Annotated in this window: 29 protein-coding genes; all 29 read right to left on the bottom strand. The window is 64.7% G+C overall.

Going from position 1 to position 18,374, the window contains the following annotated elements; genetic code table 11:
* Window position 1 precedes the first annotated feature (1 nt).
* Entirely contained in the window at window positions 2–736 is a 735-nt protein-coding gene (locus BLEFHOIH_RS10480) for an ATP12 family protein (protein WP_088345102.1), read from the bottom strand.
* On the bottom strand, window positions 733–1,407 hold the full coding sequence (locus tag BLEFHOIH_RS10475) for an HAD-IA family hydrolase (RefSeq protein ID WP_088345100.1): 675 nt from the start codon (window positions 1,405–1,407) through the stop codon (window positions 733–735). Before BLEFHOIH_RS10475 ends, BLEFHOIH_RS10480 begins: the two co-directional genes overlap by 4 nt.
* A complete protein-coding gene (locus tag BLEFHOIH_RS10470) occupies window positions 1,404–2,420 on the bottom strand; it encodes an RluA family pseudouridine synthase (RefSeq protein WP_088345099.1) in 1,017 nt (338 codons plus the stop codon). Before BLEFHOIH_RS10470 ends, BLEFHOIH_RS10475 begins: the two co-directional genes overlap by 4 nt.
* Window positions 2,408–2,788, bottom strand: coding sequence for a fluoride efflux transporter CrcB (crcB, locus tag BLEFHOIH_RS10465; RefSeq protein WP_088345192.1), 381 nt, complete (start codon window positions 2,786–2,788; stop codon window positions 2,408–2,410). Before crcB ends, BLEFHOIH_RS10470 begins: the two co-directional genes overlap by 13 nt.
* 19 nt (window positions 2,789–2,807) lie before the next feature.
* Window positions 2,808–3,047 carry a hypothetical protein gene (locus BLEFHOIH_RS10460; RefSeq protein ID WP_088345097.1) on the bottom strand — a complete coding sequence of 80 codons (240 nt, stop codon included), beginning with the start codon at window positions 3,045–3,047 and terminating at the stop codon, window positions 2,808–2,810.
* Window positions 3,044–3,550 carry a type VI secretion system amidase effector protein Tae4 gene (locus BLEFHOIH_RS10455; RefSeq protein ID WP_088345095.1) on the bottom strand — a complete coding sequence of 169 codons (507 nt, stop codon included), beginning with the start codon at window positions 3,548–3,550 and terminating at the stop codon, window positions 3,044–3,046. The genes BLEFHOIH_RS10460 and BLEFHOIH_RS10455 overlap by 4 nt, the downstream gene beginning before the upstream one ends.
* 324 nt (window positions 3,551–3,874) lie before the next feature.
* On the bottom strand, window positions 3,875–5,182 hold the full coding sequence (locus BLEFHOIH_RS10450; RefSeq protein WP_088345093.1) for a replication-associated recombination protein A: 1,308 nt from the start codon (window positions 5,180–5,182) through the stop codon (window positions 3,875–3,877).
* 288 nt (window positions 5,183–5,470) lie between these two features.
* Window positions 5,471–6,883, bottom strand: coding sequence for a DegQ family serine endoprotease (locus tag BLEFHOIH_RS10445; RefSeq protein ID WP_245296960.1), 1,413 nt, complete (start codon window positions 6,881–6,883; stop codon window positions 5,471–5,473).
* 180 nt (window positions 6,884–7,063) lie between these two features.
* Window positions 7,064–7,492, bottom strand: coding sequence for a 50S ribosomal protein L17 (rplQ, locus tag BLEFHOIH_RS10440; RefSeq protein WP_088345088.1), 429 nt, complete (start codon window positions 7,490–7,492; stop codon window positions 7,064–7,066).
* Window positions 7,493–7,546: 54 nt separating this feature from the next.
* A complete protein-coding gene (locus BLEFHOIH_RS10435) occupies window positions 7,547–8,563 on the bottom strand; it encodes a DNA-directed RNA polymerase subunit alpha (RefSeq protein WP_245296959.1) in 1,017 nt (338 codons plus the stop codon).
* Between the two features lie 115 nt (window positions 8,564–8,678).
* Entirely contained in the window at window positions 8,679–9,068 is a 390-nt protein-coding gene (rpsK, locus tag BLEFHOIH_RS10430; RefSeq protein WP_088345084.1) for a 30S ribosomal protein S11, read from the bottom strand.
* Between the two features lie 46 nt (window positions 9,069–9,114).
* A complete protein-coding gene (gene rpsM / locus BLEFHOIH_RS10425; RefSeq protein WP_088345082.1) occupies window positions 9,115–9,483 on the bottom strand; it encodes a 30S ribosomal protein S13 in 369 nt (122 codons plus the stop codon).
* A 267-nt stretch (window positions 9,484–9,750) separates the two neighbouring features.
* A complete protein-coding gene (locus BLEFHOIH_RS10420; RefSeq protein ID WP_088345080.1) occupies window positions 9,751–10,410 on the bottom strand; it encodes an adenylate kinase in 660 nt (219 codons plus the stop codon).
* Window positions 10,410–11,741 (bottom strand): preprotein translocase subunit SecY, encoded by a 1,332-nt coding sequence (secY, locus tag BLEFHOIH_RS10415; protein ID WP_088345078.1) that lies wholly within the window; start codon window positions 11,739–11,741, stop codon window positions 10,410–10,412. Before secY ends, BLEFHOIH_RS10420 begins: the two co-directional genes overlap by 1 nt.
* A gap of 146 nt (window positions 11,742–11,887) precedes the next feature.
* Window positions 11,888–12,412 (bottom strand): 50S ribosomal protein L15, encoded by a 525-nt coding sequence (gene rplO, locus BLEFHOIH_RS10410; protein WP_088345076.1) that lies wholly within the window; start codon window positions 12,410–12,412, stop codon window positions 11,888–11,890.
* 40 nt (window positions 12,413–12,452) lie between these two features.
* Window positions 12,453–12,668, bottom strand: a complete 216-nt coding sequence (rpmD, locus tag BLEFHOIH_RS10405) for a 50S ribosomal protein L30 (RefSeq protein WP_088345074.1) — start codon at window positions 12,666–12,668, stop codon at window positions 12,453–12,455.
* 26 nt (window positions 12,669–12,694) lie between these two features.
* Window positions 12,695–13,264, bottom strand: coding sequence for a 30S ribosomal protein S5 (gene rpsE / locus BLEFHOIH_RS10400; protein ID WP_088345072.1), 570 nt, complete (start codon window positions 13,262–13,264; stop codon window positions 12,695–12,697).
* Between the two features lie 36 nt (window positions 13,265–13,300).
* Window positions 13,301–13,666, bottom strand: a complete 366-nt coding sequence (rplR, locus tag BLEFHOIH_RS10395; RefSeq protein WP_088345190.1) for a 50S ribosomal protein L18 — start codon at window positions 13,664–13,666, stop codon at window positions 13,301–13,303.
* An 11-nt stretch (window positions 13,667–13,677) separates the two neighbouring features.
* A complete protein-coding gene (gene rplF, locus BLEFHOIH_RS10390) occupies window positions 13,678–14,214 on the bottom strand; it encodes a 50S ribosomal protein L6 (RefSeq protein ID WP_088345070.1) in 537 nt (178 codons plus the stop codon).
* 40 nt (window positions 14,215–14,254) lie between these two features.
* Complete coding sequence (gene rpsH / locus BLEFHOIH_RS10385) at window positions 14,255–14,653, bottom strand: 30S ribosomal protein S8 (protein WP_088345068.1); 399 nt, start codon at window positions 14,651–14,653, stop codon at window positions 14,255–14,257.
* Window positions 14,654–14,663: 10 nt separating this feature from the next.
* Complete coding sequence (gene rpsN / locus BLEFHOIH_RS10380; protein ID WP_088345066.1) at window positions 14,664–14,969, bottom strand: 30S ribosomal protein S14; 306 nt, start codon at window positions 14,967–14,969, stop codon at window positions 14,664–14,666.
* A gap of 33 nt (window positions 14,970–15,002) precedes the next feature.
* Window positions 15,003–15,563, bottom strand: a complete 561-nt coding sequence (gene rplE, locus BLEFHOIH_RS10375) for a 50S ribosomal protein L5 (RefSeq protein WP_088345064.1) — start codon at window positions 15,561–15,563, stop codon at window positions 15,003–15,005.
* Window positions 15,556–15,876, bottom strand: a complete 321-nt coding sequence (gene rplX, locus BLEFHOIH_RS10370; RefSeq protein ID WP_088345061.1) for a 50S ribosomal protein L24 — start codon at window positions 15,874–15,876, stop codon at window positions 15,556–15,558. Before rplX ends, rplE begins: the two co-directional genes overlap by 8 nt.
* Window positions 15,876–16,244 (bottom strand): 50S ribosomal protein L14, encoded by a 369-nt coding sequence (gene rplN / locus BLEFHOIH_RS10365; protein ID WP_088345059.1) that lies wholly within the window; start codon window positions 16,242–16,244, stop codon window positions 15,876–15,878. The genes rplX and rplN overlap by 1 nt, the downstream gene beginning before the upstream one ends.
* Before the next feature lie 85 nt (window positions 16,245–16,329).
* Complete coding sequence (gene rpsQ / locus BLEFHOIH_RS10360; protein ID WP_088345057.1) at window positions 16,330–16,575, bottom strand: 30S ribosomal protein S17; 246 nt, start codon at window positions 16,573–16,575, stop codon at window positions 16,330–16,332.
* 9 nt (window positions 16,576–16,584) lie between these two features.
* Window positions 16,585–16,791, bottom strand: a complete 207-nt coding sequence (gene rpmC / locus BLEFHOIH_RS10355; protein ID WP_088345055.1) for a 50S ribosomal protein L29 — start codon at window positions 16,789–16,791, stop codon at window positions 16,585–16,587.
* A 4-nt stretch (window positions 16,792–16,795) separates the two neighbouring features.
* Window positions 16,796–17,233: a 50S ribosomal protein L16 gene (gene rplP / locus BLEFHOIH_RS10350; protein ID WP_088345053.1), complete on the bottom strand. Its 438-nt coding sequence runs from the start codon at window positions 17,231–17,233 to the stop codon at window positions 16,796–16,798.
* Between the two features lie 32 nt (window positions 17,234–17,265).
* Window positions 17,266–17,994: a 30S ribosomal protein S3 gene (gene rpsC / locus BLEFHOIH_RS10345; RefSeq protein ID WP_088345051.1), complete on the bottom strand. Its 729-nt coding sequence runs from the start codon at window positions 17,992–17,994 to the stop codon at window positions 17,266–17,268.
* Window positions 17,994–18,374 carry a 50S ribosomal protein L22 gene (rplV, locus tag BLEFHOIH_RS10340; RefSeq protein WP_088345049.1) on the bottom strand — a complete coding sequence of 127 codons (381 nt, stop codon included), beginning with the start codon at window positions 18,372–18,374 and terminating at the stop codon, window positions 17,994–17,996. The genes rpsC and rplV overlap by 1 nt, the downstream gene beginning before the upstream one ends.

Genomic DNA, 18,374 nt, shown 5'->3' with positions numbered 1-18,374 from the left:
CCTACCCTGCCCGGCTCAGCCGTAAAAACTCGGAGGCTGCGCGCATGTCCGCGAACCGGGCGTCGCGGCGCGCCTTGGCTTCGGCGTCCTCGCCCCAATGGCCGGCCTGGAAATCCTCATCGACATGGGCGGCCGCCCAGCTCTCGTCGAGCGACAGGCGGCCTGCGGCATGAGCCAGCGCGATCACGGCCGAGCCGGTCAGCGCGGTCATCACATGCAAAGCGGTCAGTGGGAACGCCTCGAAACCACCGACGGCGGTGCGCATCGCGGCAAGGCTCGCCGTCGGCTGCTCGAGCGGCATGACGCCTTCGACCGGGACCAGCCGCGCGCCGTGATGGGTCTCAGCCCAGGCCAGCAGCGGGTCCCACGCCGCCTCCTGTCGGGCGACCAACGTCTCGGGGCTGCCGGCCCGATAGCAGGTCAGATCGCGCCCGGCAAAGGCGACGACATCCTCGGCGACGGCATCCAGATTGGGCGCGACCGCGTCGATCGCGGTGTTGGCGAGCTTGGTCAGCGGCATCGAATGCGGGTCGATCCGCGCGCCCTGGGCCCGCCATTCCTCGGCGATGGCCTCCGCCAGTGCCAGGGTCGGCAGTACCAGCTCGGCCCGGCCCGGCGTGCGCACCGGGCGGCCGTCGAGCAGGATGCGCCAGCCTCCGGAGGCGGCGGCGCCGGTCGCCACATCCTTATAGAATCGGCTGCCGGTCTCGGCATTGCTGTGCGTGCCATTCTTCATGCGGCGATGTCGTCCCGGCTCGGCATGAGCAGCGTTTGCAGCTCGGGGAAATCGCGGGCGACGGCGGCGGCGCCGGCTTCGACCAGTTCGGCCGCCTCGTGATAGCCCCAGCTCACGCCGATGGCTTCGACCCGCGCGGCGCGTGCCATCAGCATATCAAAACTGGTATCGCCGACCATGACGCTTTCCGCCGCGCCGACGCCGGTCGCCTCCATCGCCTGCAGGATCATCGCCGGATGCGGCTTCGAGGGTGCGTCATCCGCCGTCATGATGGTGGCGAATAGCCCTGAAAAGCCTTCGCGCTCGATCATCCGGTCGACGCCGCGACGGGACTTTCCCGTGGCGATGCCGAGCAGCACATCGTCCCGCGCGCCGAGCGCCAGCAGCCCCTCGCGCGCGCCCGGAAACATCGGCTCGGCGAGGCGCGCTTCCTGGCGCAGAGCGTTGAAGGCGGCGCGATATTCAGCGCTGAGCCGCGCGATGGCCTTGGCGTCGGCGGCGGGGACCATGGCCGTCATGGCTTCGGCGACCGACAGGCCGACATGGCGCAGCACATGGTCGCGGTCAGGCGCGGGGAAGCCGCTGGCCAGGAACGCCGCCCGCATCGCCTCGACGATCATGTGCTGGCTGTCGATCAGCGTGCCGTCGCAATCGAAGATGATGAGCTTCATTCATCCCCCGTTCCGTCATAGCGCTCCGGGTCGAGGCCGAGCAGGTCCCAGCTTCCCAGCATGTGCTCGGGCAGGGGCGCGGTGACGTCGAGCGGCGCGCCCTTGCCGCGCGGCACGATCAGGCGTCGAGCGTGCAAATGCAGTTTCATTTCGAGATCTTCGACGGGCAGGCCCTCGTCGCCCTCATATTTCTGATCGCCGACGATCGGATTGCCGATGATCGCCATATGGGCGCGGAGCTGGTGCTGGCGGCCGGTGACCGGCTTCAGCGACACCCAGGCGAGCTTGGTGCTGACGCGGTCGATGACGGCGTAATGGGTGACGGCGGATTGCGCCACTTCCTGCTCGCCGGGCAGCGCCTTGCGCACCTTGTCGCCGTCGGGGCCGGAGGCCTTCACCAGCGCCGCCTCGACCTTGCCCTGCGGCGGCTTCGGAACGCCCTTCACCAGCGCCCAATAGATCTTCTGCACCGAACGGGTCTGGAACAGCTTTCCGAGCCTCGCCGCCGACCCGCGCGTCTTGGCGACGAGCAGCACGCCGGACGTATCCCTATCGAGCCGGTGGACGAGGCGCGGGCGCTCGCCGAAGCGGTCCTCCATGCCGGCCAGCATGCCATCGATATGGCGCTTGGTCTTGGTGCCGCCCTGCACGGCGATGCCATAGGGCTTGTTCAAGACCAGCAGCTCGTCATCCTCGAACAGGATCAGGCTTTCGATGAAATTGCGGTCGGCCTTGGAGACGCCGAGCGGCGCCTTCAGCGACGGGCGCTCCTCATGCCCGCGCACTTCGGCATCGGCGAAATCGGCGAGCCGCCGCACCTTCACCTCGTCGCCCGTATCGAGGCGCGTATCGGGCTTGACCCGGCCGCCATTGACCCGGATCTGGCCGTTGCGCAGCAATTTCTGCATCAGCCCGTGCGGCAGCGAGGGGAAATTCGCCTTCAGCCAGCGATCGACCCGGATGCCGGCATCGGCCGATTTCACCGCTTTGATATCGTCTTTTACGTCAGCCATGTCCGAACCAGATAAAGCCCGGCGAAAATCGCCAGGATCGACAGGCCGACCGAACCCGCCAGATAAAACCCGGCCAGCCCATAATCCTTGCGCTCGACGAGCAACGCAAAATCCAGGGAGAAGGCCGAGAAGGTCGTGAAGCCGCCCAATATGCCGGTGGCGATGAAGACGCGCACTTCGTTGGTCATGTTGAATTTAAGCGCGCCGAGGGCAACCACAAGCCCCATGATGAAGCAGCCCACGATGTTCACCGCCAGCGTGCCCCAGGGGAAGTTGGTGCCGAAGAGCTGGGCGGAGGTGACATTGACGAGGTAGCGCGCCGAGGAGCCGATGGCGCCGCCAATCGCCGCAAGCAGGAGAAGCTTCATAAGGGGACTGCCGGCTCCTTCAGACTTCGCGCTGGATGAAGCGCTTCTTCAGCCGGCTGCCGACCAGGATGCCGATGAACACGCCGATCAGCGCCACGACCAGAGTAACGGCGATGCGGGCGATCAGGTCGAACTGGGCGACCTGGTCCGGGCTGACGAAGGTCTGCGTGCCGAGCAGCCAGTCGACGAACCAGCCGGCGAAGCGCGCGCCGACAAGCCCGAGGATCACGGCGAAGATGATCGCGAAAATAATCCTCATTTGACCTCCCAGAACCAGATCTCGCTGGATTTGTTGTAGCCGCCGAGCCAGCCGAACCAGGGAAACAGCATCTTGGCCGAGGTCCGCCAGCCGTTCCACAGGTCGATATGGTCGCCGGTCGGGCGGCTGGTGTCGGTGACGCGCCACCAATAGCCGTTGAAGAAGATGATGCCTTTGCGCCCGTCCAGCTCCTCGGCGAAATTGCTCGGCGTCGTCAGGCTGTAGACCGGCCCAATGCCGGCAATGCCGCCGCGCCGGAGGGCATTCGCCAGTTCCTTGGCGCGGATGAAATGCATCTCCTCGGCGGCGTGGTTGGTCAGCGTCGCCTGGTTGCATGTTATGGCGCCGCGCAGGTCGCCGACACTGACGCCTGACCGTTTCAGGCAAACGCCCATGCGGATGGCGCATTGATTGTCGAAATTGGCGATTCCCAGCGTTCTGCAGGGATATTGCTCGCCATTATTGGTGGGGTGGTTGTCCCAAAGCTGACTGAACGAAACCATACACCTTCCCCTCGAAAGCCGATGGCTCGCCCTATAGCATAGCCGCAAAGATTACATAAGCGGATTGGCCGAGGGGGCGGGGGTTTTGTTAGGTTGTGTTCCCTGGGTGCTCGACGCGGATCTTGCAGGTGCGTCGCCCGAACGGTGTGCCGAGGCCTCAAAACAAAATCCCCGCGAAGGCGGGGACCCAGTATTCACAAACTCGAAATTGGCACTCTGCGCAGCCTCAAACGCTGCGGCGTACTGGATCCCCGCCTTCGCGGGGATTTCGGAGAGTGTGTGGGCTGATCTGTTTCAGCATGCGCGGGCGGTACAGGGTGCGCCCTAGCTCTTTTCCTGACGCAGCTTTGCCCAGGCGGTCATGCGCTTGGCGATGTCCTTTTCCGCGCCGTGGTCGGTCGGGTGGTAGAAGCGCTCGCGCTCCATCTCGTCGGGGAAATAGTTCTGGCCGGAAAAGCCCTCGGGCGTATCCGGGTCGTACACATATCCCTCGCCATAGCCCTGTTCGGCCATCAGGCGCGTCGGGGCGTTGAGGATGTGCTTGGGCGGAGCCAGCGAGCCGTGTTCCTTGGCGGCGCGGGTGGCGCGGCCGAAGGCGGCATAAGCGGCATTGGATTTCGGCGCGCTGGCCAGATAGAGCGTTGCCTGGGCAAGCGCCAGTTCGCCCTCCGGCGAGCCGAGGAAATCATAGGCCTCCTTGGCGGCGGTCGTCTGCAGCAGCGCGTTCGGATCGGCGAGGCCGATATCCTCGACCGCCATCCGCACCAGACGCCGGGCGATATAGAGCGGGTCCTCGCCGCCCGCCAGCATCCGTGCCAGCCAATAGAGCGCCGCATCCGGGTCGGAGCCGCGTACGGATTTATGCAGCGCGCTGATCAGGTCGTAATGGCCGTCGCGGTTCTTGTCGTAGAGCGGGGCGCGCCGTTGCACGAGCTGGACGAGGTCTTCCGGCGACAGGATCTCCGCGCCGCCCTCGGTCGCGCCATAGACGCTCTCGGCAAGGTTCAGCAGCGTCCGCCCGTCGCCATCGGCCATGCCGATCAGCCGCTCGCGCGCCTCCGGCGTCAGCGGCAATGGCCGCTTCTCCAGCGCTTCGGCGCGCTGGATCAAGCCTTCAAGGGCGGTTTCGTCGAGACGGCGGAACACCAGCACCGTGGCGCGCGACAGGAGAGCGCCGTTCAGCTCGAAGGAGGGGTTCTCCGTCGTCGCGCCGATCAGGATGATGGTGCCGTCTTCCATGACGGGCAGGAAACCGTCCTGCTGGGCGCGGTTGAAACGGTGGATTTCATCGACGAACAGCACCGTGCCGAGGCCCATGCGCCGGCGGTCGCGCGCGGCCTCGAACAGCTTTCGCAGGTCCTGGACGCCGGAGTAAATCGCCGAAATCTGCTCGAAATGGAGCCCGGCATCCTTGGCGATCAGGCGCGCGACCGTCGTTTTGCCGGTGCCGGGCGGCCCCCAGAAGATCACCGAGCGAAGGCCGCCCTTCGCCAGCATCCGGCGCAGCGGCGCGCCCTCGCCGAGCAGATGCTCCTGCCCCGCGACCTCGTCGAGCGTTTTCGGGCGCAGCCGGTCCGCCAGCGGACGGGGCGCGCTTTTCTCCATGCCGGCAGCTTCGAAGAGGGTGGCCATGGCCCCTAACATAGTGTCGCCGCCGCTGAAGCCGCAAGGGGGCGTTGGGGGTGATGCTAGAGTGTTAGGGGCGATTGCCTGGATCGGCGGGGAGGCGGAACGCGCTCGGCAGCGAAGCCCTCTCACCCACCCGCCTGCGGCGGGAGCCCTCTCCTCGAGGGAAGAGGGCAAGCAGCGCGAGCGTTGATGGTGCGTCTCATGCGGCGCGGATCAGCGCTCTCCCCTTGCGGGAGAGGGCGGACGCGAAGCGGCCGGGTGGCATCCACGGCAAGGGGCGCGCGGCCCCTGCTACCCGCGCAGCACCGTGCGGATATCCTCGCCATTGCGGCGGATGGTGACGTCCCAGCCGCGCGATGTGCGCTTCAGCGCATCGACCAGATCGCGAACGCTGACGATGGGCTTGCCGTTGAGATTGACGATGATGTCGCCGGGCCTCAGGCCGACGCGGCGGGCGGTCGAATAGGCTTTGGTCTCCACCACCACGACGCCGGTGATCTGCTCGATCGACATTTCCTCCGCGACGGCGGGGGACAGGTTCGCGACGGTCGCGCCGGCGAAGGGGTTGACGCCATCGACCAGGGTCAGTTTGCGCGGCGTCGTCTCGGGCGCGGCGATCAGGGCCAGCTTCAGCTTCATGGGCTGGCCGTCGCGCGAGACCGCCAGCTCGGCTTCGCTGCCGACGCCCTTGGTGGCGAGGCGGTAGAACACCGCCTGCGCGTCCGCCGCATCGCGCCCGTCGACGGAGAGGATGACGTCGCGCGGCCTAAGCCCCGCCTTGGCGGCCGGTCCGTCGGCAACGACCGTGTCGACCAGCGCGCCGGCCGGGCGGTCGAGGCCGAGCGCCTTGGCGATATCAGAGGTGACCGGCTCGAGTTCCGCCCCGAGCCAGGGCCGCTCGACCTTGCCGCCGCGCAGGGCCGAATTGACCACCACATGCACCATGTTGGACGGGATGGCGAAGCCGATACCCTGCGAGCCGCCGCTGCGGCTGAAGATCGCCGTGTTGATGCCGACGACGCGGCCGTTCATGTCGACCAGCGGGCCGCCGGAATTGCCCGGATTGATCGCCGCGTCGGTCTGGATGAAGAACTGGTAGTCGGAGACGCCGACGCGGGTGCGGGCAAGCGCCGAGACGATGCCGCTGGTGACGGTCTGGCCGACGCCGAAGGGATTGCCGATGGCGAGCACGATGTCGCCGACCTCGAGCGCGTCGCTGTCGGCGAAGGGGATGTGCGGGAAATCCTTTTCGCCGCCCTCGATGCGCAGCACGGCGAGGTCCGTGCGCTCGTCGCGCAGAATGATGCTGGCCTCGAATTCGCGGGCGTCCGACAGCGCGACCTTGATGGCGGTCTCGGCGCCGCCCTCGCTCTGCACGACGTGGTTGTTGGTGACGACGAGGCCGTCGGCGGAGACGATGACGCCGGAGCCGAGCGAGTTCTGCAGCCGCTGGCTGGGGCCGCCGAAATCATCGCCGCCGCCGCCGAAGAAGCGCTGGAAGAACGGGTCGTCGAGGAAGGGCGAGCGCTGGCGGCGCACCTGGCTGCGGACATACACATTGACCACGGCCGGCGCGACCTGCTTGACGATCGAGGCGTAGGAGAGGGTCAGGTCGGCGCGGCTGCGCGGAACGGCTTTCTCCTGGGCATCCGCCGCGCGTTCAAAGAAGAGCGCACAGACGAAAAGGATGGCCGCCGCACTCATCCAGCGAACCCATCGAAGCCGCAAATTCATTCGGATTGCCCCATGCTCTGATCTTGCTCGAACGGCGCAGAGTTCCGTCCCTAGCAAACTCGGCGCCGGGCTTCAAGCGCGCGGCGGCAACGCGCCGCGCTTCAATTGGGAGGGTGGTGCGGCCGCCAAGGCAAAGCGGCCGCGAACAGGCTAGGCCGCAGCCCTGGCGCCTTCGGCAGTCTCGCCCGGAAGCGGGCCGGAATCCTGGCCCTTGGCGCTCTCGTCGCGGTCGACCAGCTCGATGACGGCGACCGGAGCGCTATCGCCATAGCGGAAGCCGGCCTTCAGCACGCGGGTGTAGCCACCGGCACGGCCTTGATAGCGGGGTCCGAGCGTCTCGAACAGCTTGGCCACCATCTTCTCGTCGCGCAGGCGCGAAATCGCAATGCGGCGGGCGTGCAGATCGCCCTTCTTGGCGAGCGTGATGAGACGCTCGGCCACCCGGCGAAGATCCTTCGCCTTGGGCAGCGTGGTGGTGATCTGCTCGTGCTTGATCAGTGCCGCCGCCATGTTGGCGAACAGCGCTTTTCGGTGCTCGGCCGTCCGGTTCAGCTTCCGGCCAGAATTGCGATGGCGCATAGGACTACCCTCAGTTCCTTCAACGGGCGAATGGCGGCTCCCGGCCGCCCGCCGCTAATATTGGTCTTCGAAACGCTTGGCCAGCTCTTCGATATTGTCCGGCGGCCAGTTCGGCACGTCCATGCCCAGGTGCAGGCCCATGCCGGCGAGAACTTCCTTGATCTCGTTCAGCGACTTGCGCCCGAAGTTCGGGGTGCGCAGCATCTCCGCTTCGGTCTTCTGGATCAGGTCGCCGATATAGACGATGTTGTCGTTCTTCAAGCAGTTGGCCGAGCGAACGGACAGTTCCAGCTCGTCGACCTTCTTGAGCAGAGCGGCGTTGAATTCCAGATCCGGCGCACGCTCCTCGCGGACTTCCTTGCGGGGCTCCTCGAAGTTGACGAAGATCGAGAGCTGGTCCTGCAAAATGCGGGCGGCGAGAGCCACGGAATCTTCCGGATTGATCGAGCCGTCGGTCTCGATCTCCATGGTCAGCTTGTCATAGTCCAGGATCTGGCCTTCGCGCGTATTGGAGACGCGGTAGGAGACCTTCTTCACCGGGCTGTAGAGGCTGTCGACCGGGATCAGGCCGATGGGCGCGTCTTCCGGGCGGTTGCGCTCGGAGGGGACGTAGCCCTTGCCGAGCTGGGCGGTGAATTCCATGCGCACCGTTGCGCCCTCGTCCACCGTGCAGATGACATGGTTCGGATTGAGGATGTCGACGTCGGCGCCGGCCTCGATATCGCGGGCGAGCACGACGCCCGGGCCTTCCTTCTTCAGCACCATGCGCTTGACGCCGTCGGAATGGATCCGCAGCGCCACTTCCTTGATGTTGAGGACGATGTCGGTCACATCCTCGCGCACACCGGCGATGGAGGAGAATTCATGCAGCACGCCGTCGATATGCACGCTGGTGATGGCGGCGCCCTGCAGCGAAGACAGCAGCACGCGGCGGAGCGCGTTGCCGAGCGTCAGGCCGAAGCCGCGCTCAAGCGGTTCCGCCACGATCGTGCCCAGGCGCTTGGGATCGCGGCCGGACGTCACGCTCAGCTTGGCGGGTTTGATCAAATCTTGCCAGTTCTTCTGCAGCACGGAGAACCTCGTTCTTATATGCAGTGTGCCAGCAAAGGCTGGCAGCTTGAATTCGTCGAAACGAACGCGGGGTCGTCCGCACGGGGCAAAGCGATCTGCCCGTCCCGGCGGGCTATTAGACGCGGCGGCGCTTGCGCGGCCGGCAGCCATTATGCGGTATCGGCGTCACGTCGGTGATGGCGACGACCTGGAAGCCGCAGGATTGCAGCGCGCGAAGCGCGGATTCGCGGCCCGAGCCCGGACCGGAGACCTCGACTTCGATGGTCTTCATGCCGTGCTCCATGGCCTTGCGGCCGGCGTCCTCGGCCGCCATCTGAGCGGCGTAGGGCGTGGATTTGCGCGAGCCCTTGAAGCCCATCGTGCCGGCGGACGACCAGGAAATCGCATTCCCTTGCGCGTCAGTGATGGTAATCATGGTGTTGTTGAACGAGGCAGCCACATGCGCCACGCCCGAGGTGATGTTCTTTTTCTCGCGGCGACGAACGCGCGTTTTCTCTTTAGCCATGCCATTTCGTCCTTAAACCGTCAGCCGCGACCAGGGCGGCACATGATTACTTCTTCTTGCCGGCGATCGGCTTGGAGGGGCCCTTGCGGGTGCGGGCGTTGGTATGCGTCCGCTGGCCATGCACAGGCAGGCCGCGGCGATGACGCAGGCCCCGGTAGCAGGCCAGATCCATCAGCCGCTTGATGTTCATCGCGACGTCGCGGCGCAGATCGCCCTCGACCATATAATCGCGGTCGATCACTTCGCGGATCTGCAGCACTTCGGCGTCCGAAAGCTGGTTCACCCGGCGGTCGCCGGGAATGCTGGTCTTCTCGCAAATATCCTTGGCCAGCTTCTCGCCGATGCCATGGATGTAGCGCAGCGCGACATCGACGCGCTTATTCGACGGAATATTGACACCCGCAATACGTGCCACGTTGAATTCTCCTTAGCAGGCGGTTGCTTGGTGCCTTCCGCCAATGTTTACCCGGCCCTCGCCGTTTGACTCTTGCAGTTGCGCCGGATTTTTGGAAAAATCGGCGTTATTCATTCCGACCGTGCGTCGTAGCAGCCAGCGGGAGCAATGCGCGGTAACAGATCGGGCCCGAACGAGGGATCATCCAGGTAAAACGATACCATCTCGGTGAAGAGCCCGTATTTAGCTGATATTCGGCAGCCCCGTCAACCTCCAGACACAATTCTTTCAACCAGCGGCGTTGGCGCTGAAAACCTCGTCGATTTCGTGCGACACGGCCTCGATCGGCGCTTCGCCGTCGACGATCGTTACCTTGCCGCGCGCCTTGTAATAGTCGATCAGCGGCGCGGTCTGCTCGTGATAGACCTTGAGCCTCGCCGCAACCGTCGCCGCATTGTCGTCGACGCGGCGCTTGAATTCATGATTGCCGCATTTGTCGCAAACGCCGTAGACCGCCGTCGGCTTGAAGCTGTCGTGATAGCCCTCACCGCATTTTGCGCAGGTGAAGCGGCCCGCGATGCGCTCGACCAGCCGGTCGTCCCGCACCTGGATCACAATCACCCGGTCGATGCCGCTGTCGCGGTCGGCCAGGAATTTATCCAGCGCCTCGGCCTGTTCGGCGGTGCGCGGAAAGCCGTCGAGGATGAAACCCTTCTCGTCGGTCAGGCCGGCCAGATGTTCGAAGACCACGTCGACCACTAGCTGATCGGGCACGAGCGCGCCCTGGTCCATAAAAGACTTCGCCTTGATGCCGACCGGTGTCCCGGACGAGACGGCGGCGCGCAGCATGTCACCGGAAGAGAGCTGGCGCAGGCCGAACTTTCCTTCCAGCAGCTTGGCTTGCGTCCCCTTGCCCGCGCCCGGCGGCCCCAGCAGAATCAAATTCATCAGCGCTTCGCTCCCCTTAGTTTGGCCTTCTTGATTAGGCCCTCATATTGGTGAGCGAGCAAGTGGCTTTGAATCTGGGCCACCGTGTCCATGGTGACACTGACCACGATCAGCAGCGAAGTGCCGCCGAAGTAAAATGGAACGCCGGCCGAAGAAATCAAGAGCTCGGGCAGCACGCAGACCGCCGCCAGATAGGCCGCGCCGATGACGGTGATGCGGGTCAGCACGTAGTCGATATATTCCGCCGTGCGCTGGCCGGGACGAATGCCGGGAATGAAGCCGCCATATTTCTTCAGATTGTCGGCGGTGTCTTGCGGATTGAAGACGATGGCCGTGTAGAAGAAGGCGAAGAACACGATGCCGAGCACATAGAGCAGGATGTAGAGCGGCTGGCCGTGACCAAGAATCGCAGTCAGCGAGGTCAGCCAGTCGGGACCGCCGCCGGCCGAGAAATTGGCGATGGTGATCGGCACCAGCAAGAGCGACGAGGCAAAGATCGGCGGAATGACGCCGGCCGTGTTCAGCTTCAAGGGCAGATGCGAGCTGTCGCCCTGGAACATCTTATTGCCCATCTGCCGCTTTGGATATTGCACCAGAAGGCGGCGCTGGGCGCGCTCCATGAAGACGATGAAGGCGATGACGCCGACCGCGCCGATGATCATGGCGATGATCAGGCCGGGCGAGATCGCGCCCTGGCGGCTGAGCTCCAGCGTACCGGCGAGCGCCGTCGGCAGTTCGGCGACGATGCCGGCGAAGATGATCAGCGAAATGCCGTTGCCGACGCCGCGCGCGGTGATCTGCTCCCCGAGCCACATCAGGAACACCGTGCCGCCGACCAGCGTGATGACGGCGGTGAGCTGGAAGAACCAGCCCGGATTGCTGACGATATTGGTCGCGCTCTGCAAGCCCACGGCAATGGCGTAGCCCTGGACCGTCGCCAGGAGCACCGTGCCGTAGCGGGTATATTGATTGATCTGCTTGCGGCCGGACTCGCCTTCCTTCTTCAGCGCCTCGAGCTGCGGCGACACCGTCGTCAGCAACTGCACGATGATGGAGGCCGAGATATAGGGCATGATGTTGAGCGCAAAGATCGCCATGCGCCCGACGGCCCCGCCGGAGAAGGTGTTGAAAATGCCGAGAATACCGGATTGGTTCTGCTGCACCAGATCGGCGAGAGCCTGCGGATTGATGCCCGGCAGCGGGATGTAGGTGCCGAGCCGGAACACCAAAAGAGCGCCGAGGGTGAACCACAGGCGCTTCTTCAGCTCCTCGGCCTTGCCGAAGGCCGCGAAATTCAGGTTCGAAACCAGTTGCTCAGCGGCGGAAGCCATCCGGAATACTCCAATGCCGATAGGCGCATGACGCGCCCGTCATGGCGTCCCGGCGATCGCTCGCCGAAAGGGACGCCAAAGATCCATTCTGCCTGTCACGCACCGGCTGTAAATCACCGCTCGGAAAGGGATATACGCGCACCCGCCTATTCGCCCTTCGCCGGCGCGGCTTTTTTCTTGGGGCGGCGCTCGGTGGCGTCGGTGTCCTTGACCAGCTTCAACAGCTTGATGCTGCCGCCGGCGGCCTCGACCGCCTTGACGGCGCTTGCCGTCGCGCCGGCCACCTCGATCTGCACCTTGGCCTTCAGCGCGCCGCGGCCGAGCAGGCGCACGCCGTCGCGCACGCGCCGGACGACGCCGGCGGCGACCAGCGCCTCGCCGGTGATCGGGCTCTTGGCGTCGAGCTTGCCTTCGTCGATGGCGAGCTGGATGCGCTCCAGATTGACCTCGGAGAATTTCAGCCGCAGCGGATTGTTGAAGCCGCGCTTGGGCATGCGCATGTGGATCGGCATCTGGCCGCCCTCGAAGCCCTTGATGGCGACGCCGGAGCGCGCCTTCTGGCCTTTGTGGCCGCGACCGGCGGTCTTGCCGAGACCGGAGCCGATGCCACGGCCGACGCGCTTGCGCGCCTGGGTGGCGCCTTCATTGTCCCTGAGTTCGTTGAGCTGCATCTGCCCGCCTCAAATCCTGTATGTTGCTAGCCGCGAAAGCCTATTTCGCCGCCGGTTCGTCGACGATCCGGACGAGATGGGAGACCTTCGCGATCATGCCGCGCACAGCCGGATTGTCCGGCACGGTGCGGCGCTTGCGAATCTTGTTCAGCCCGAGGCCGATCAGCGTCTCGCGCTGGTGAGCCGGGCGGCGGATCGGGCTGGCGATCTGCTCGATCACCAGCGTTCCACCCTTGGTCTTTGCCTTGTCAGCCATATCGAAAATTCCCTCGCGCGCGCTCTTTAAGCCTCTTGAGCCGCGGCGGTGGTGCCTTCGGCCCCATCCCTGCGGCGCGAGACGATCTCGCTGACCTTCTTGCCCCGGCGTGCCGCGACGGAGCGCGGGCTGTCTTCATGCTTCAGCGCGTCGAACGTGGCGCGCACCATGTTATAGGGGTTCGAAGTGCCCATCGACTTGGCGACGACGTCCTGGATGCCGAGCGTCTCGAACACGGCGCGCATCGGGCCGCCGGCGATGATGCCGGTGCCGGGAGGCGCCGCGCGCAGGATCACTCGGCCCGCGCCGTGATGGCCGGCAACGTCATGATGCAGCGTGCGGCCTTCGCGCAGCGGCACCTTGATCAGGCCGCGCTTGGCCGCCTCGGTCGCCTTGCGGATGGCTTCAGGCACTTCGCGGGCCTTGCCGTGGCCGAAGCCGACGCGGCCCTTCTGATCGCCCACAACCACCAGCGCCGCAAAGCCGAAGCGACGTCCGCCCTTGACCACCTTCGCCACGCGGTTGATGTGAACGAGCTTGTCGACGAACTCGCTGTCGCGTTCTTCGCGGTCCCGTTCTCGCGGTGCTCGTGCCACTGTCGTCCCTTTCGTCCGGTAAATAGCTATTCGCTTTTAGAAACTCAAACCGCCTTCGCGGGCGGCGTCCGCCAGGGCTTTCACCCGGCCATGATAGATATAACCGCCGCGATCGAAGATGACGGCGGAGACGCCCGCTTCGAGCGCGCGCTTGGCCAGAAGCTTGCCGACCTCGACCGCCGCGTCCTTGTCGGCGCCGGTCTTCAGCTTCTTGGCCAGGTCCTTGTCGAGAGTCGAGGCCGAAGCCAGCGTGTGGCTGGTCGCATCGTCGATAACCTGGGCGTAGATATTCTTGGACGAGCGGAACACCGAGAGCCGCGGCCGGCCATTGGCGGCGCTGCGCACAGTCTTCCGAACCCGGACCTTCCGTCGCTCAAAATTGGTATGGGCGCTGACGCTCATCGAAGTCTCCACTATTTCTTCTTCTTACCTTCCTTGCGGAAGATGAATTCGGTCGAATATTTGATGCCTTTGCCCTTGTAGGGCTCCGGTCCGCGATAGCGCCGGATCTCCGCCGCGACCTGACCGACTTGCGCCCGGTCGATGCCGCTGATCTGGATCTCCGTCGGCCTCGGCACCACGATGGTGATGCCTTCCGGGATCGGGTAGAGAATATCGTGGCTGTAGCCGAGCTGGAGCTGCAGCTCCTTGCCCTTCAGCGCGGCGCGATAGCCGACGCCGGTGATGTCGAGCTGCTTGGTGAAGCCCTTGGTCACGCCGCCGACGAGATTGTCGACCAGCGAGCGCGACATGCCCCACATCGAGCGGGCGCGCTTCGACTGATCGCGCGGCTGAACCTCGATCCCCTTATCGCCCATCTTGACCGTGACGTCGTCGACGAGGGTCACCGAAAGCTCGCCCTTCGGCCCCTTGACCGAGACGTGCTGTCCCTCGACCTTCGCGGTCACGCCGCCCGGCACCGGCACCGGCTTTTTTCCAATCCTGGACATCGTCCAAGCCTTTCATCTCAACGCGAGGCCGGAAGCCCCGTTAGAATATGCTGCAAAGGACTTCGCCGCCGACATTTTCAAGCCTGGCGCGGCTGTCCGACATCACGCCCTTGGGCGTCGAAAGAATGGCCACGCCAAGGCCGTTGGCGATGGTGGGCAGATCCCGGACCGAGGAATAGACCCGCCGGCCCGGCGTCGACACCCGCTTGATCTCGCGGATGACCGGCTGGCCGTCGAAATATTTCAGCTCGATCTCGATCTCGGACTTGCCGTCCTGATAATCGATGCGGGCAAAGCCGCGGATGTAGCCTTCATCCTTCAGCACTTCAAGCACGCGCTCGCGCAGCTTGGAGGCGGGCGTGGAGACTTTCGGCCTGCTCCGCATCTGAGCATTTCTGATGCGGGTCAGCATATCTCCCAAAGGGTCCGAAACCGTCATCTCTTTCCCTCTACCAGCTCGACTTGACCATGCCGGGGATCAGGCCGTTCGACGACAGATCCCGCAGGGCGATGCGCGACAGGCGCAGCTTGCGATAATAGGCGCGCGGGCGGCCGGTCAGCTCGCAGCGATTGCGAACCCGGTTCGGCGCGGAATTGCGCGGCAGCTCGGCCAGCTTCAGGCGCGCCTGGAAGCGCTCCTCGGCCGGCAAGCTCTCGTCCCCGGCCTTGGCTTTCAGCGTGGCCCGGCGCGACGCGTATTTCTTGGCGAGCGTCTGGCGCTTACGGTTGCGCTCCACCATGCTCGTTTTTGCCATGTTTTTCTTTTCTCCTCGTCCGCCAGCGTGGCCTTATTTGCGGAACGGAAAGTTGAACTGCTTCAGAAGCGCGCGGGCCTCGTCATCCGTCGGAGCCGTGGTGCACACGATCACGTCCATGCCCCAGATCGCCTCGACCTTGTCGTAGTCGATTTCGGGGAACACGATGTGTTCCTTGATGCCGAGGGCATAATTGCCGCGGCCGTCGAAACTCTTCGGGTTCAGCCCACGAAAGTCCTTCACCCGCGGCAACGCGATCGTGATCAGCCGGTCCAGAAACTCGTACATACGCGCCTGGCGCAAGGTCACCTTGGCGCCGATGGCCATGCCGTCGCGCAGCTTGAAGGTGGCGATCGACTTGCGCGCCTTGGTCAGAACCGGCTTCTGGCCGGCGATCATGGCCAGGTCGCGCGCGGCGCTGTCGACCTTCTTGCGATCCGAAACCGCCTCGCCGATGCCCATGTTCAGCACGATCTTCTCGAGCCGGGGCACCTGCATCGGGTTCTTATACTGGAATTCCTCGACGAGCGCCTTGCGCATTTCCTCGCGATATTGGCGCTTCAGCCGGGGTTCGTAGGCGGCTGCTTCAGTCATCGATCACTTCTCCCGAACGCTTGGCGTAGCGAACCTTGCGTCCATCGTCCAAAATTTTGTAGCCGATGCGGGTCGGCGCGCCGTCCTTGGGATCCTCGATGGCCAGGTTCGAAACCTGGATCGGGGCTTCCTTGGAGATGATCCCGCCTTCCTGGCCGGGCGTCTGCTTCTGATGCTTGCGCACCAGATTGATGCCCTGCACCACGACCTTGTTCTCGGTCGGGAAAGCCTTGATGACCTCGCCGCGCTTGCCTTTGTCGCGGCCGGCGAGGACGACGACCTTGTCGCCTTTTTTGATCTTCAGCTTCGCCATTACAGCACCTCGGGAGCGAGCGAGATGATCTTCATATGCTGCTTGGAGCGCAATTCGCGCGGAACCGGCCCGAAGATGCGGGTGCCGATCGGCTCCTTGTTGTTGTTCACCAGCACGGCAGCGTTGCGGTCGAAGCGGATCAGGCTGCCGTCGGGACGGCGCACGCCCTTGGCGGTGCGCACGACCACGGCCTTCATGACCTGGCCCTTCTTCACGCGGCCCCGCGGGATGGCTTCCTTGACGCTGACGATGATGATGTCGCCGATCGTCGCAAAACGGCGCATCGAACCGCCCAGCACTTTGATGCACTGCACCCGGCGCGCGCCGGAATTGTCGGCGACATCCAAATTGGTTTGCATCTGTATCATGTCAAATTCCTCAAACTCCGGCCCGCCTGCGCGGCATGCGCGCGCGGAAAATTCGTCCTTGTCGCCGCCCCGTCAGCCGGCCGGATCAACCGGCGGCGCGCGTCTCGGCCAGCACCACCCATTTCTTGTTCTTCGAAATCGGCGGACATTCCTCGATCCGCACGATGTCGCCCTCCTTGTGGGCGTTGGTCTCGTCGTGGGCGTGATATTTCTTGGTCAGCCGCACGGTCTTCTTCATCACCGGATGGGTGAACCGGCGCTCGACCTTCACGACGACGGTCTTGTCGTTCTTGTCGGAGACCACGACACCTTGGAGAATGCGCTTCGGCATGGGTTCGCCTTATTCCTTGCTTGCCGAGGCGGCGCTCTTCTGGCGCTCGACAGTTTTCACCTGGGCGACGGACCGGCGAACCTCGCGCACCCGCGCGGTGTTCGAGAGCTGTCCCGTGGCCTTCTGGAAGCGCAGGTTGAACTGCTCGCGCTTCAGCTTGATCAATTCGTCGCGAAGCTGGTCGGGGGTCAAATCCCGGATTTTCTCGATCTTCATGGTCTTATGCCTTCCCTGCCGCGACCGCCTGCTCGCCGAAGCGGGCGACGACGCGCGTCTTGATCGGCAGCTTGGCCGCACCGAGCCGCAGCGCCTCGCGCGCCACCACATCCGGCACGCCGTCGATCTCGAACATCACCCGGCCCGGCTTCACCCGGCAGGCCCAGAACTCCACCGAGCCCTTGCCCTTGCCCATGCGCACTTCGATCGGCTTCTTGGTCACCGGCAGATCCGGGAAGATCCGGATCCAGACGCGGCCCGCGCGCTTCATCTGGCGCGTGATGGCACGGCGAGCAGCTTCGATCTGGCGCGCCGTGACGCGCTCCGGCTCCATCGCCTTCAGCCCGTGCGAGCCGAAGTTCAAGTCGAATCCGCCCTTGGCATTGCCGCGGTTGCGGCCCTTATGCACCTTGCGGAATTTTGTGCGTTTCGGTTGCAGCATGGTCCTGCCCTTTACCTATTCCCGCCCGGCCCTTAAGCCCGGGACTCGTCGCGCCGGCCACGTCCGCCGCCACCACCACCGCCGCCGCTTTCCTGCACCTCGAGCGCCAGGCGCTCCTGCGCCATCGGGTCGTGGTCGAGGATCTCGCCCTTGAAGATCCACACCTTGATGCCGATGATGCCGTAGGCGGTCACGCCCAGCGCGGTGCCGTAATCGATATTGGCGCGCAGCGTGTGCAGCGGCACCCGGCCCTCGCGATACCATTCCATGCGCGCGATTTCCGCGCCGCCAAGCCGTCCGGAGCAGTTGATGCGGATGCCGAGCGCGCCGAGCCGCAGCGCCGACTGCACCGCGCGCTTCATGGCGCGGCGGAAGGCAACGCGGCGCTCGAGCTGCTGCGCGATGCTCTCGGCGACGAGCGTGGCGTCGATTTCGGGCTTGCGCACTTCGACGATGTTCAAATGCACCTCGGAGGAGGTCATCGTCGCCAGCTCGCCGCGCAGCTTCTCGATGTCCGAGCCCTTCTTGCCGATCAGGATGCCGGGACGGGCGCTGTGGATGGTGATCCGGCATTTGCGATGCGGCCGCTCGATGACGACCTTCGAAATGCCCGCCTGCCGCCGGGTCTTGGCGATATATTTGCGGATCTTCAAATCTTCCTGCAGCAGCCGCCCATATTCGCGGCCATCGGCGTACCAGCGCGAATCCCAGGTGCGGTTGATGCCGAGGCGAAGACCGATCGGGTTGACTTTTTGGCCCATCAGACGGACTCCTGAACTTCCTTCACGATCACCGTGAGCTGCGAAAAGGGCTTCATGATCCGGCCGATGCGCCCGCGCGCCCTAGGGCGCCAGCGCTTCATCACCAAATTCTTGCCGACGAATGCCTGCGAGACGACGAGCGAATCGACGTCGAGGCTGTGATTGTTCTCAGCGTTGGCGACCGCCGATTCCAGCGTCTTCTTGACGTCCAGGGCGATGCGCTTGCGCGAAAAGGTGAGGTCCGCGAGCGCCTTGTCGACCTTCTGGCCGCGGATCATCTGGGCGACGAGATTGAGCTTCTGGGGGCTGACGCGCATATTGCGCGTCACCGCCTGCACTTCCGTCTCGGCCAGGCGCCGTTCCTGTTTAGCCTTGCCCAT

Source organism: Rhodomicrobium sp. R_RK_3 (assembly GCF_002198715.1).
Lineage (GTDB): Bacteria > Pseudomonadota > Alphaproteobacteria > Rhizobiales > Rhodomicrobiaceae > R-RK-3.
This window is presented reverse-complemented; position numbering and strand designations above follow the sequence as displayed.

What these genes read in the sequence shown, in the direction of transcription:
- BLEFHOIH_RS10480 (WP_088345102.1), bottom strand. Translation starts at nt 736, where the DNA reads ATGAAGAATGGCACGCACAGCAATGCCGAGACCGGCAGCCGATTCTAT.
- BLEFHOIH_RS10475 (WP_088345100.1), bottom strand. Translation starts at nt 1,407, where the DNA reads ATGAAGCTCATCATCTTCGATTGCGACGGCACGCTGATCGACAGCCAG.
- BLEFHOIH_RS10470 (WP_088345099.1), bottom strand. Translation starts at nt 2,420, where the DNA reads ATGGCTGACGTAAAAGACGATATCAAAGCGGTGAAATCGGCCGATGCC.
- crcB (WP_088345192.1), bottom strand. Translation starts at nt 2,788, where the DNA reads ATGAAGCTTCTCCTGCTTGCGGCGATTGGCGGCGCCATCGGCTCCTCG.
- BLEFHOIH_RS10460 (WP_088345097.1), bottom strand. Translation starts at nt 3,047, where the DNA reads ATGAGGATTATTTTCGCGATCATCTTCGCCGTGATCCTCGGGCTTGTC.
- BLEFHOIH_RS10455 (WP_088345095.1), bottom strand. Translation starts at nt 3,550, where the DNA reads ATGGTTTCGTTCAGTCAGCTTTGGGACAACCACCCCACCAATAATGGC.
- BLEFHOIH_RS10450 (WP_088345093.1), bottom strand. Translation starts at nt 5,182, where the DNA reads ATGGCCACCCTCTTCGAAGCTGCCGGCATGGAGAAAAGCGCGCCCCGT.
- BLEFHOIH_RS10445 (WP_245296960.1), bottom strand. Translation starts at nt 6,883, where the DNA reads ATGAGTGCGGCGGCCATCCTTTTCGTCTGTGCGCTCTTCTTTGAACGC.
- rplQ (WP_088345088.1), bottom strand. Translation starts at nt 7,492, where the DNA reads ATGCGCCATCGCAATTCTGGCCGGAAGCTGAACCGGACGGCCGAGCAC.
- rpsK (WP_088345084.1), bottom strand. Translation starts at nt 9,068, where the DNA reads ATGGCTAAAGAGAAAACGCGCGTTCGTCGCCGCGAGAAAAAGAACATC.
- BLEFHOIH_RS10420 (WP_088345080.1), bottom strand. Translation starts at nt 10,410, where the DNA reads ATGAATTTGATTCTGCTGGGGCCGCCGGGCGCGGGCAAGGGGACGCAA.
- secY (WP_088345078.1), bottom strand. Translation starts at nt 11,741, where the DNA reads ATGGCTTCCGCCGCTGAGCAACTGGTTTCGAACCTGAATTTCGCGGCC.
- rplO (WP_088345076.1), bottom strand. Translation starts at nt 12,412, where the DNA reads ATGCAGCTCAACGAACTCAGGGACAATGAAGGCGCCACCCAGGCGCGC.
- rpmD (WP_088345074.1), bottom strand. Translation starts at nt 12,668, where the DNA reads ATGGCTGACAAGGCAAAGACCAAGGGTGGAACGCTGGTGATCGAGCAG.
- rplR (WP_088345190.1), bottom strand. Translation starts at nt 13,666, where the DNA reads ATGAGCGTCAGCGCCCATACCAATTTTGAGCGACGGAAGGTCCGGGTT.
- rplF (WP_088345070.1), bottom strand. Translation starts at nt 14,214, where the DNA reads ATGTCCAGGATTGGAAAAAAGCCGGTGCCGGTGCCGGGCGGCGTGACC.
- rpsH (WP_088345068.1), bottom strand. Translation starts at nt 14,653, where the DNA reads ATGACGGTTTCGGACCCTTTGGGAGATATGCTGACCCGCATCAGAAAT.
- rpsN (WP_088345066.1), bottom strand. Translation starts at nt 14,969, where the DNA reads ATGGCAAAAACGAGCATGGTGGAGCGCAACCGTAAGCGCCAGACGCTC.
- rplE (WP_088345064.1), bottom strand. Translation starts at nt 15,563, where the DNA reads ATGACTGAAGCAGCCGCCTACGAACCCCGGCTGAAGCGCCAATATCGC.
- rplX (WP_088345061.1), bottom strand. Translation starts at nt 15,876, where the DNA reads ATGGCGAAGCTGAAGATCAAAAAAGGCGACAAGGTCGTCGTCCTCGCC.
- rplN (WP_088345059.1), bottom strand. Translation starts at nt 16,244, where the DNA reads ATGATACAGATGCAAACCAATTTGGATGTCGCCGACAATTCCGGCGCG.
- rpsQ (WP_088345057.1), bottom strand. Translation starts at nt 16,575, where the DNA reads ATGCCGAAGCGCATTCTCCAAGGTGTCGTGGTCTCCGACAAGAACGAC.
- rpmC (WP_088345055.1), bottom strand. Translation starts at nt 16,791, where the DNA reads ATGAAGATCGAGAAAATCCGGGATTTGACCCCCGACCAGCTTCGCGAC.
- rplP (WP_088345053.1), bottom strand. Translation starts at nt 17,233, where the DNA reads ATGCTGCAACCGAAACGCACAAAATTCCGCAAGGTGCATAAGGGCCGC.
- rpsC (WP_088345051.1), bottom strand. Translation starts at nt 17,994, where the DNA reads ATGGGCCAAAAAGTCAACCCGATCGGTCTTCGCCTCGGCATCAACCGC.
- rplV (WP_088345049.1), bottom strand. Translation starts at nt 18,374, where the DNA reads ATGGGCAAGGCTAAACAGGAACGGCGCCTGGCCGAGACGGAAGTGCAG.